Here is a 13,905-nt window from a genome sequence, read left to right on the forward strand (position 1 = left end):
TTCAAAATTGGGCGTGTTTGCCCAAGATATATTCTTTACTAGGGGAGTCTGACAATGCACGCACATAGAAACCTTCGATCATCAGCAGTAAATCACCACTTAGGCTCAACAGCGCGATATCAAATCTATTGATCCCCGGAATCTCTCTATTGAACTGATCTACAGGTGTTACGTACACATAAAGTTCCTGGGTAAGTGGACGGTGTAAGGTCAAAGTATCTATGGCAAATGGCAACTGCATAGAAGTGTCAGTTCCCGAGGTTTGTAGATACAGATAGCCTGCGACAGATTGTAGGGCGCCATCTAATAGCACAGGATGAATTACATAGCTGGCATAATCAGAAATTAACACTACGGGTAATTTTAACCTGGCTATTGCATGTTCGGAGCAACTGACCAATTGCCGGATTGTCCGAAAGCTTTCTCCATACTCTAAGCCTCGTATGGCAAGCATCTGATAAAATTCTTCAGCTTCAAGGCTGTATTCACATTGCTGTTCTAATTGCTCAACAGAAAATTTTTTTATTTGGGTTTTTCTATCCATCCAGTCCAATTGCATACGCCCTTCAGCGTGAACAACGACTTGCATATTGTCATCCGTAGAAACCTGTTCAAACTCAATAAAACCACCAATATCTTTCAATACCGTGCTCAGACACCGATCGCCCTCCACAAAACTCAGTGGTTTAGCCCAGACAATATCTTTGAGCATAGTGACCCTGCCTTCTCCGGCTTCACTGCCTGCTATGCAAGCAATTTCCAGTAATGCAGTACCAGGAAAAACGGCCTCACCGTTAATTTTGTGATCGGTTGCATAATAACTTTGCCGTTTAAGGTGGGCCTCAAAACGAGTCTCCCTCAAACTGGACACATTGACAGTCACTAGAGGGTGAATACCGGACTGCACGTCTGTATCTGTTTTTTCTTGGGGTGGTTTGGCACTGGCCATTCCTGCCCAGTACACACTTTGTTTAAACGGATATGTAGGCAGGGAGATACGCTGAGTGACTGATTCACTATAGAATACTAACCAGGCTATCGGCTCTCCTGTCAACCAAGCTCTGGCCAGTTGCTGATAATCACCGTTATTAAACCATTGCTGGTGGCGTTGCTGTTGTTCAGCTGATGTAAATTTGATTTTTACCTCGCCGGCCACCATGATCGCCTCATTCCTTTTTTTGCCAATATACTCAGCCAATCGCTGACGTAATTGCGCAACACTGCTGGCTTGGATTACCAATCTATGACTGTGCACTTCTCTGCCTACCTGTAAGGTATAACAAAGTGCACTAAAGTGTTGATCATCAAGACTATCCAAGGCAGCAGTTACTGCCCGAGCTAACTGCATTAGCTGGTTGTCTGTCTCAGCACTTAATAGCACCAGTGGAGCAATATGGTGAGTGTGGCTAAAACTTTGTTGCGGTGGCTCTTCTATCACCAGGCAGGCATTGACGCCTCCGGCACCAAAGGCGCTAATTAACGCGGTACGGCAACCCAATTGTGGTAACTGCCAGGGCTCAACTGAGGCTAATACCCGTAATGGACTGTTGGTCAGATCAATATCCGGATTCAGATTGTTGGCAAATCGAGCCGGCACCAATTGCTGATAGCGCATTTGTAACAGTACCTTGACCAGCCCGGCCATACCCGCCACAGACTCACCATGTCCTATATTCGCCTTGACAGATCCCAATGCACACTGTCCCTGTTGCAGCTGGTGTTTACCCAATACTTGATGCAATGCAGCCACTTCTAGACTGTCACCAATCTGCGTACCTGTACCATGTCCTTCAATGTAGGAAATGCTCGTTGCATTGATTCCAGCGGCCGTAAGTGCCTTTTCCACTACCAAAGCCTGTGCAGCCGGGTTCGGTGCTGAATAACCGTTTGAACGACCACAATGCTCATAAGCCCCCCCGGCAATCACACCCTGGATATTATCGCGGTCGTTCATCGCCTGTTGTAATGGTTTTAAAACTACGCTACTGATGCCTTCACCGGGGATAAAACCATCGTCACCTGCTGCAAAACTGCGACACTCTCCATGTTGTGCTAGCATACGTTTTTGACACAACGCGTGATATTTGGCCGGGTGTAAATACAGGTTAACAGCTCCTGCAATCGCTAACTGGCATTGCTGGTCTCGCAGACTCTCACAGGCCATTTGCAACGCCACCAGCGCTGAAGAACACGCAGTATCTACTGGAATACTCGGACCATTAAAATCAAAGATATATGAAATGCGATTGGCAATCGACCAGGGCATAGATGCCGGAGAAACCATATGGCCCTCACGCCAAGCATCCGGAGCGATGATCTGATGAGAGCTGCTGGTGACACCGACAAACACCCCAACATTGGCACTGCGACTTTTTGGGTTCAACTGGCGCAGACTTGACCTAGTATAGCCAGCATCTTCCAATGCCGACCAACAGGATTGTAAGAAGCGCCTCTCCTGGGGATCCATGATCAGTGCTTCCTGATCATTTATATTGAAGAAATCTGCATCAAACTGATTAAAATTATCAATAAACCCACCCCATTTACAATAAATTTTACCTGCTGCGGCCTGAGAAGGATCAATGTCATACCAGGCTTCGGCATCCCAGCGTTCTGATGGTACTAGTGTGATCATGTCATTAGCCGCCAGCAGGTTTTTCCAAAATTCTTCCAGATTGGCAGAACCTGGGAACTCGGCATGCAACCCAATAATGGCTATTTTTTCTGTCTGAGGCTGCTCAGCCACAGCGATATGCTGCGAGGATGCAATATTGGCTGAAGAATCCGGGCTGGCAACATTTATAGATCGCACAGCTGTTGGCGGCTCACAATCAAAGTGATTGGCAATAGCAATCGTATGATTGGTAATCAAATAATCTGCCAGTTTCTGCAAATTATCGTATTCATATAATAGGGTGTTTGGCAGTTCACCAAATACGTTTTGCAGCTGCATATTAAACTGGTTGATCATCACCGAATCAACACCGTAAGCATCAAAACGCTCGCCGATATCTATGCGTTCTTTCGGGATACGACTCTCTTGACAAAGCATCTCCAATAGATAGTTATCCAGTGCTTTGCGCAACTTATCCTGATCTTCACCACCCCGAACATAATTCACCTGTGATGCTGACTGCACCGTATGGTAACTACTGGCAGCCAACAGTTTTTCTCTGATCTGTTGCGGATAACCGTATAATGGTGCACCCGCATTAACGCCAGCCGACAGATAATATAACAGCGCCTTCACGCCCTGCTCTTTTTGTATCGGCAGCAGCCCGGTACGTCGGGTCATTAACGCTTGCTGCGATTCTCCCAGATTCATGCCTCCTGCTGACCAGTACGGCCAGTTAATGGCGACACTCTGTCCACAACGTAATCCGGCGGCGACTTGCTGGTTACGGAAACGAGCGAATTCGTTCAGATACTGATTAGAAAATCCATAATCTGCCTGTCCAGGGTTACCTATCATTGCCACAATAGAAGCAAAGAGAACAAAACTGTCTAACTGCAAGTCGGCACTGGCCCGATCAATGTTAATAGTTCCCTGCACTTTAGACGCCATCACTTTAGCGAACTCACCCTGACTTTTGTTGCGTAGCAGACTGTCACTGTTTATTCCGGCACTCAGAAAAATACCGTTCAGATCACCGATTTCCGCCAGGGCCTTTGTAATAATTCTGCTGGCATCTTCAGCTTTGGCCACGTCGCCACGAATATATTTCACTTTACTGCCAAAGCTTCGCAGTTGTTCTAAATGACTGTATTGCTCAGGCCGCGGATCAGAACGACCAACCAGAACCAAATCTGCCTGATAATGCTGCGCAAGATATTCGGCAAACATCACTCCCAGCCCCCCTAATCCGCCTGCAATCAGGTAACGTCCCCGTTGCTTAAGAGTAATATTGACGGTATCAATCGCGTCAACTTCGGCCATTTTTTGCACTTCCCGGAGCCACAGTTCACTCTGGTTGTTATAGTGATAATTCACCACGACTACACCATAATGGCTGGCGGCGAACTCCTCTGTTAACTGAACATTTTCTGAAAAACCTGCCCGTTCACTGCTAATCAGTTTTACTTGGATTGTAGGATATTCAGCCGCCAAAGTGCGATAAAAACCTGCTAATGCCATCCAAAACACCTGATCCAATCCCTGCAAATCACAACAGGACACTATTTTCAATTGGCGACACTCAGGTTCTTGCAGCACCATCGTTAATAAACTGACATAGTCCAGTAATTGCTGCTGGTATGACCACGACAGTGAGCTGGGTGATGGCCAGTGCCAGATCTGTCGAGGCAATTGCTGGTCTTTGGATAATTGCTGTAGCATCCGCCGCACCTGCTTTTTGTCGGCCAGATCCAGCTGAAAACAATTGCCAGTAATTTGTTGATATGAGTCACCATGTTGTAACTCAATACAGGCCGCACCATTTGCCAATTCAGTTAACGGCTGATACTCACCTACCAGCAAGATTGGTCCGGGTAACGTCGGGTCTGCAGCTGTAGGCAGTGGCTGCTGCTCCCACTGATGCTGACAATACACAAGTTGGGGCAGCTCTTTATGTTGCATCGAGGGCTGTGACGGCTGTGACGGCTGTGACGGCTGTGACGGCTGTGACGGCTGTGACGGCTGTGATGGTAAATTTTGCTCTACGGTCTGAGTATCGGCATCAATCCAGTATCTTTCCTTTGCAAATGGATATGTGGGTAATGACAGCTTTACTGGCGGCTTGTCCGGATAAACTAGTGTCCAGTCGATGCTGGCACCACGTACCCACAGTATCGCTAGTTTTTTCCAGTCCCTTTGTCGAATCACCACATCTAGATATGCTTCACCAGCTTCACCATCCAATAACTGATTATCGACATCCACTTGCGCTGTGAAGCAATAATCCGCAGTACCCGGTTCAGACAACGCAGCTACTAGCTGCTCAACGGAATCGGCGATAATAGCGAGACGGTAGGAAAACTCACTGCGCCCGACCCTGAGCGAATGAGCAACCTGAATGAGACTGGCTGTCGGGTTATCTGTCAAAAACTGCAATAAGTTACCCGCATATTCAGTCAGTGCCTGTTCACTCTGGGCCGACAACACGACCAGTTGAGGTAGCGACGATGGAGTTACCTGCCGCTGATCAATATATTGCTCAATCACCAGATGGGCATTCGCACCGCCTGCACCAAATGAGCTGAGTCCGGCCTTGTGCGGCTGCTGCTTCATTTCCAGATCAGTCGCTTCACGCTGCACATAAAAAGGTGATTGCTTGAAATCGATATTGGGATTAAGGGCATGGGCATGCAGCGACGGTACCAATTTCTGATGCTTAAATTGCAGCAACACCTTGGTCAACGCAGCAATACCCGCTGCCGCTTCCAAGTGACCTATGTTGGATTTTACCGAACCAATGGGACAAAACTGTGTGTTGCCACTATGCTCAGCGAAGGCTTTACACAATCCGGCAATTTCTATCGGATCACCCAATGCGGTTCCGGTGCCATGAGCCTCCAGATAACTCAGCTGTATCGGGGTTATGTCCGCTCTCTGTAGGGCCTTTTTCACTACTTGAGCCTGGGCATTAGGATTAGGTACGGTATACCCATTGGTTTTACCGCCATGATTAATAGCACCGGCTTTTATTACCCCGTAAATATGATCGCCATCCCGCTCTGCCGTAGTCAGCGGTTTCAAGAATGCTGCGCCAACTCCTTCACCCGGAACATAACCATCGCCACCTTCACCAAAACTGCGACAACGGCCATCACTGGCATGAAAACCACCCTGGCTAAGGTTGAGGTATTTGTGAGGATGGATGGATATATTAACCCCCCCCACCAAAGCGCCAGCTATTTCACCACGGCGAATTTCCTCTGCGCCCAAATGAATTGCAGTCAGTGATGATGAGCACATGGTATCCAGAGCCAGACTAGGACCCGAAAAATTGAACAGATAAGACACCCGATTGGCAACCGAGGCGTAAGAAGAGCTGGGAATCGTACCGGATGCAGTGAGTTGTGCACCATACAACTCATATTGCCCCCACATAATTCCAACATAAACGCCAATACAAGCACCAGACAGTGAATCTTTTGAGTACCCGGCATCTTCGAACGTTTGCCAGGCTATTTGCAGAAACAAGCGTTCCTGAGGATCAATCACCTCAGCTTCTTTGGCAGAGATATTGAAAAACAGTGGATCAAACTGATCGACGCCACTTATAAAGCCACCCCATTTACTATAGCATCTGCCTTTTTGATATCTGTCCTCAGAGTAATACTGCTGATAATCCCAACGCTCTGGAGGAATTTCTGTAATACAATCTTTGCCGGTTCTCAGGTTGTGCCAGAACTGCTGTAAATCATCAGCCTGCGGATAACGCCCGGACAGGCCAACAATAGCAACTTCCCGGTCGACAGCCGCTGGTTTCGATGCCTGCCAGCTGGCATTGTCCATAATGCGAAATGCTGTCTGGCGAAAGCTGTTTTTGGATTTAGTCGCGCCAGAAACTTGGTGTTGATTGCTGATCACAGATGCCTGATACCGGTCAGGAGTTGCCTCTGATTTCAATAGAGATTCAATGGTACTGGCATGATGCTGCAGAAAATAGCTGACTAGCTGGGCGATAGTTTGATACTCAAATAACAGTGTTTTTGACAGACTGCCAAAAGTTTTTTCCAATTGGTTGGTAAGGCGCATCGCCAACACCGAATCAATACCAAAACTTTCAAATTCAGCATCAGCATCAATGCGCTGCTCTGCCACTTTGAGAATCATTGCAAATTCAGTTTTGAGAAAAGCGATCGCCTTCTCTGTGTAAATTACAGTAGTTGCCTGATCATCTGAAGCTGATACTTCTTCCCTCACCTTAGTTTGTTGTAACCATTTTTTGTCGTCACCCGCCAGAAGGGTAGTATAGATCTTGTCCAACCTGCCAGATAGCGGCATAAGTTGCTCAACCTGGTGTTTAATAGCAGTATGAAACGCCTGAATACCTACCGTAGTCTCCAGAGGGATAATTCCGGTGGTCTGAGTAATTGCTGCCAGCTGCATATCGTCCAGGACCATACCACCATCGCGCCAAAACGGCCAATTGATGCTCACCGTTAGTCCTGATCTGTTATGCTCTTGCACCTGAGCATTGCGCTGACGGGAAAACTGATCCAGAAAACCATTGGCGCAAGCATAATCACCCTGTCCTGCATTGCCTATAGCCCCGGATAACGAAGAAAACAGCACAAAGAAGTCCAGCGGTACCTGTTGACTGGCCAAATCCAGATTCACTGTGCCAGCCACTTTTGGCTGTAATACCTGGCGAAACTGTTCAGTATTTTTTTGTGTCAGCAAACAGTCAGCCACCATGCCGGCACTGTGAATAATACCATTAAGTCCACCGTAGCAATCAATGATGGTCTCAATCACTGCTTGGCAGGCTTGTATATCGGCAAGGTCCAGTTGATGATAATGAATCCGGAATGCTTGTTCAGCATCGCCACCCGCCTGTGACTGTACTTTCTGCAGCTGGGATCTGATGTGGTCATTCAGTGGGTTACGCCCGGTGACAATCACCTGCGCGGCTGAGGTATTTTCAAGTATGTCGAGCGCAAAAATTTTCCCAAGAGCACCCAGACCCCCGGTAATCAGATAGATACCACCGTTCTGATACACTGTTTTGCTTGATTTTTCCGCATCGCCCAATGTTAATTCTTGCCAGTGCTGCCACACCAGTTGCTGTCCCATGCCATTTACCTGGCGAAAATGCTGGATGCCGGTCGTAGTCAAACTTACCTGTAACAGCCTAGGTAACTCAGTTAACTGCTCCGGGCTAACCTGTAACCACTGACTGCGAATATGTGGCTGCTCGAAGGTTACAGTGTTAAATAAACCAGAAAGCCCGGATAAATAATCGCACTCACAGTTTACCACGCATTGCAACAGCAACTCCCCACTGTGGGATAGTTGCTGTTGCAGCCAATTTAGGCTTTCCAATGCCGCTTGTTGATAATGATCGGCCACTACAGAGTCCACACCACTATCGGCTGCCGGGGCAATAAACCTGCTGATTTGTGCTTCTACAGCATAATCGGCGATTTGTTGTTGGCTAAATCCCAGCAACAATAACCTTGTCTTTACCTGAGGCGGCAGGATTACCTCATCATCGGACTGAGCCAGAGTTTGCCATTTAGGCACCATTAGATGCGCTGAATCCACAGCAGCGGAGGAAAACTGAGCTGAACTTAAACTGCGGGTGCTTAACCCCAATAACCGTATACAAATATTGCCGTTTCCATCCAGCAGTTCAATATCAAAACGTATGATGTCAGCACTTGTCACATCGTTCAGGCTGCGGATCAAGGCATACATTTCGCTTTGACAGGCAGCAAACATCTGCATGGTATCTAATGCAAAAGGCAGTCTCACAGTATCAGGCAATTGCTTGCCATTGCTAAAAAATCCGATACACGCCTGTACCGCCCCATCCATAATCGCCGGATGCAGCTGCCATTGTTGCATGGATAGATCAGACCCCAGCTGCACCAGCAGCTCGTTTTTTCCCCGATACAAGGATTTGATTGACTGAAAGCTAGGCCCATAGTGAATCCCCAGTCGGACAAACAATGGATAAACCCGTGCAGCAAATTCTGGCTGTAGCTGCATGTTCTGTTTAATTGCCACGATATCTCGCACAGGCGGCACTGCTACTGGGGAAAACTCCACAGCACCCTGGCAGTGTAGCTGGGAATCAGAACCCCGATTGGAGCTAACAGCAAAAGTCACCGTATTAGCTACCTCGAACGTCAGATTGACCGAGGTTGGCTGGGTAACAGTCAGCGGTGATAGCCAGATCAAATCATGCAATTGCACACTATATTCCGATCCCGGTACTGCATTTTGCAAGGCGGCGTTCGCCATTTCTAGATACGCCACCGCAGGCATCACAGGCTGCTGTCTAGGGATTCCCCCTCCATCAGCTAACTTCACCTGATGCTCGTTTATAAAAAACTCTGTACCAGTAAACCGAGATGAATACTCCTGCCGGTGCAGGCTTGAGATGTTTTGCTGTAACAGTGGATGTAATCTTGTCACTCCACTTGACTGTTGACAGTCCAGTGGTGGGACAAACCAGTACTTTTCCTTGGCAAACGGATAGGTGGGCAAACTGACAAATCCTGGGATCACATCTGGATAAAACAGTGACCATTCACAGGGAAACCCATTGACCCAGACCTCTGCGAGATTATTCAACATGCCTCGATTAATCCAATTATTCACTGCCTGCTGGATTTCATCATCCTGGGTCAACAGTCCCAGCATTTGATTGCTGTCCTGCTCTTTTCCAAACACAATGTTGTCTTGCGAAGCAGTAATTTCGCTGGCTTGCTGCAAGGTAGTGACTAACTGCTGTGAAGACTGTACTACCAGGGCTACCCGGTACACCATAGCCTCTCGTCCCAGTTGTAGCGTATAGGCAATTTGTGCCAGCCCGTGGGGCCTGGCCAATAATTGCTGTCCTGTTGTGTCAGTTAAGAATCGCTTGAGCTCGGCAATTTTTTGTTGTAACTGCGATCTGGATTGCGCTGACAGTGGGATCAGATACCCGGCAGCAGCAGAAGCCGGCAGTTTTTGCCTCTGAGTCAACTTATCGACTACATATTCTTCCATCACTATATGGGCATTGGATCCACCTGCACCAAAAGAAGAAATTCCCGCTATCCGGGGAATCGACTGCCCGTCGATCATCGGGCGCTTCCAGGGTGTTAGGGATTGATTTACCACAAATGGCGTCGCGTCAAAATCTATGTGTTGGTTTAGATTGGCGGAATGCAGCGAGGGGACAATCTGTTGGTACTGCATTTGTAACAGGATCTTAGTCAGTCCGGCAATGCCTGCTGCCGATTCACAATGGCCAATATTGGACTTGACTGAACCAATCAGGCAGTAGCCCGTATCTCTTCGAGAAACTTTGCGGTTAAACGCCTGAGTGAGTCCGGCTATTTCGATCGGGTCACCTAATTTGGTACCAGTGCCATGTGCTTCTACATAACTGATATGATAAGGATCGACTCCGGCCTGTTCCATCGCGCTCACAATAACCGCCGCCTGGGCATTTGGGTTAGGCACAGTATAACCATTGGTCTTGCCGCCATGGTTAATCGCCGTTCCCCGAATGAGGCCATAAATATGGTTACCATCCCGTTGCGCATCAACGAAACGCTTCAACACTACTACACCAACACCTTCGCCGGGAATATAACCGTCGCCACCCTCGCCAAAACTTTGACAATGGCCATAACTAGAAATAAATTGCCCGGCACTAAGCATCAAATATTTACTCGGTTGAGTCGTTACATTCACTCCTCCGGCAATGCCCAGATCAGTACGCTGCATTTGGAGATCCTGACAGGCCAAATGAATGCTAGTCAGCGACGATGAACACATCGTATCCACCACCATGCTGGGGCCATGAATATTAAAAAAATAGGAAACTCGATTGGCAATGCTAGCAAGGTTTCCCGCAAATGCTGCAGGAAAACCCAATACACTGGCTTGGGCACCCAGCAACTGGTATTCACTGTACATCACTCCCACATAAACACCCACCTGAGCCGGCATGCCCTGATTATGGGTTATTTGTAGACTCTCTCTTGTATAGCCCGCATCTTCAATTGCCATCCAACTATGCTGTAAAAATAATCGCTCTTGGGGATCCAATAGTTCAGCTTCACTGGGTGAAATCTTGAAAAACAGTGGATCAAATTCATCAACTCCGGAAATAAATCCGCCCCATTTACTAAAATGACGCCCCATTTCATTTCTGTCTTCCGAGTAATAATCCTGCCAGCGCCAGCGATCTTCAGGAATTTCAATAATACAGTCGTTACCATTTTTTAAATTCTCCCAATAAGCGGCAACATCTTCTGACTGGGGATAACGGCCACTCAGACCGACAACAGCTATCTTATCCCGGGGATAGCTCTGCTTAACTCCGCTAACAGCTCGGTTATAAGTGAGTTTAGAGAAAGCAGTCGAGCGGAGCTTTTTGTGCGATACAGTTACAGCCGGTTTTTCAGAAGATGGGTTCTGAAATTGATGAGCCTGATCATTGAGGGATTGTTGCCACTTTTGTGGATATTGTTGTAACAGGTAATCACATAGATCGTTAATGGTCTGAAATTCAAAAAAAAGAGTTTTGCTCAGAGGACCAAAGTAGGATTCCAGATGGTGCACCAGAGTGGTGGCAAGCACTGAATCTATACCGTACTTCTCCAGCGGTGCCCGGGGGTCAATCTGTCTGGCAGGCATTTTCAAGAGCTGACTCAACTGGCTGGTCAAAAACACCAAGGCATCCTGTTTATTCATCCCAGTCGAAGTATCAGTGAATAGAGACTGATCTTGCCCAGAGGCAACCTTGACCATCTGTCGTGTGTTATTTGCCTCAATAGTAGCGGCTTTAATTTTTTCTGTATCTCCCTTACAGGCAAATAATTGTGATTCTCTGCTGTTAAGTGCATAGCAAAAAATCTCCATGCCGGTATCCACTTCCATCGGTATCATTCCGGTATTAAGATACACCGACTGTTGCGCCGTTTGCTGCAAACCCATGCCTCCCGCCTGCCATAAAGGCCAGCTGATAGCAATGGTATGACCTTGACGCTTACCCGTCTGTACCAAACGATTACGATACTGGGCAAAGCCATCCAGAAAACCGTTGGCGGCGGCATAATCACTTTGTCCGGGATTACCAAAACTGCCTACCGCAGAAGAGAACAGAACGATAAAGTCTAAATCCAAGGCAGAGGTGGCTTCATCTATTAACCAGGCTCCCTGCACCTTGGGTTGCAATACCGCCGTAATTTCCGTTTGGGTTTTATTTCTAATCAGCTTGTCATCAATACATCCGGCACTATGGATAATCCCGTTTATTGGTGCTATTTCTTGATTGATTGTCGCGATTTCAGCGTTAAGCTGTACTTTATCAGTAACATCCAACTGTCGATACACCAGTTGTGATGGCTTACCAATTTCAGCAAGCAAAGTTTGTTGCTGTGCTTGACTCAATCTCTTGCGTCCGCACAGCACCACTTTAATCTCAGACCCCTGGGCCAACATCCAGGCAGCAAACAACTTTGCCAGCCCACCTGTTGCTCCAGTGATCAGGTAGCAACCGTTATGCCGCAAGGGTAATGGCTCGCTCACTCCCTGCTCATTGCCAGCATCAACCAGCTGTTCCCAACCCCTTACCCAGCGTTGTCCATCACGATATCTGACCAGTCTCTCTGGCTGGCTGATTTCATGAGCTAACCACTGTTGTAATTGAAACGTTTCGCTATGGGCTGGCACAAACAACAGTTTGCCAACAAATTCAGGATGTTCTTGCTGAATAGTCGCCAGTAACCCTTGTAAACCTTGAAACACTTCTGCGCCAGGTAGTTCTGCAATCGCAATCACCACAAAAAGATGACTGATATCGACACTGTCTTGTAACAGTTCAAATATGGACAGCACCAGAATTTGATAATCCTGATGCAAATTTTTCGGACTATAGGATAGGCTACGTACCGACCAGCTAGCCGGGGCTTTATGCTGACTGACCTTACCCAGATTAAGGCTAAACAGATGCAGTTTGGGAATATTCTGTGGTGCTTTACGTTCTGGGTCTAACGACTGTGATTGCCAGCCGGGGCTGGCCATAAGTAACCCCTTTGCGAGATCTGCCCGAACAGGTTCCATTGGAAAGACACGGGTGGTAAATCCACGAACACTAGCTACGGCGCTGCCGTCTTCACTATATAAATCAATGCTGTACTGATTGTCCTCAGCACCGCCACTACCACTGGGTTGCAACACCGCAATACAATTAGAGGGAACCGCCCGATATAGGATCATTTGCTGCATGGCAAATGGCACCCTAATCGATGCAGAACCATCATGACGACCTTCTGAGAACCCCCAAATGCCCTGAAATGCGCTGTCTAAAATTCCCGGATGAATCTTCAAATAATTATCAACCTGTCCAGCTTCGTTAAATCGATTAAACCCCTCATCTTCCAATGCGATAGTTACCACCACTCTTGGTGCAGGTGTTGCTGTCGATGTCAGCAACAGTCGGGCAATACCCCTATGACTTCTTCCATAATCCAGGCCAAGATCACTATAACTCTGATAAACACGCTCGCCAGAGATACTACTGCTAACTTCTTCGTTCAATAACAAAGCGGCATCAATTGCTTTGGGGATGCCAAGGGCTTGGGCTGATATCGTACCGCAACAATAGATGAGCTCATTATCATCTTTGTCAAGTGAAAAAATATTAAATTGAAACGACATCTGCTCCGGATCACCGACAGGTAATAAATGGGTAAATAACTCGCCATCCTCAGTTGGGTGATATGGTATTTGCCAGAGTAATTCACTAATATTGACTTGCTGTTGTTGCCAGTCAAGGGGTAATGAAAGTTGCAGCGCTGCCACTGCCATTTCAATGTAAGCCGCACCGCATAATACTGCACGGCCAGCCAACTGATGATCGACTATAAATACATCGTTAGGGCTAAAACGCGTACGAAAACATTGCTGTGACAGGTCAGAAATATTGTCATGCAGCAATGGATGTAATTTCCTATCACCAGAATCATTACCAACAGCAGTCTGTTTTATAAGGGCTAAGGCCTCGCCTTTTGACAGTCGCTGTTGTTTGAACTCGGAAACAATATATTCAATTAAATTGACCATTTGACTGTACTTTATACGTATTATGACACATCACAAGCACATGCAATAATCGCCATGCAAGCACAGTGTCCAATGTGATTTGCTTTATGAAAGAAAGTAAAATTTTCTAAGCGTGTAGTTCAGCAGGGCCGCGCACACTTCAAAGAATTTATTAGGGTGTAAGATACACT

1 protein-coding gene is annotated in these 13,905 nt (G+C 47.2%); it reads right to left on the bottom strand.

Annotation, left to right across the window (positions count from 1 at the left end):
• Position 1 precedes the first annotated feature (1 nt).
• A complete protein-coding gene (locus M8T91_RS14975) occupies positions 2–13,735 on the bottom strand; it encodes an SDR family NAD(P)-dependent oxidoreductase (protein ID WP_301414967.1) in 13,734 nt (4,577 codons plus the stop codon).
• Positions 13,736–13,905 lie beyond the last annotated feature (170 nt).

The sequence above is a fragment of the Microbulbifer sp. MI-G genome (assembly GCF_030440425.1).
In the GTDB taxonomy this organism is placed as follows: Bacteria; Pseudomonadota; Gammaproteobacteria; order Pseudomonadales; family Cellvibrionaceae; genus Microbulbifer; species Microbulbifer spongiae.

Coding starts and splice junctions, on each gene's coding strand:
- M8T91_RS14975 (WP_301414967.1), bottom strand. CDS start 13,735: ATGGTCAATTTAATTGAATATATTGTTTCCGAGTTCAAACAACAGCGA.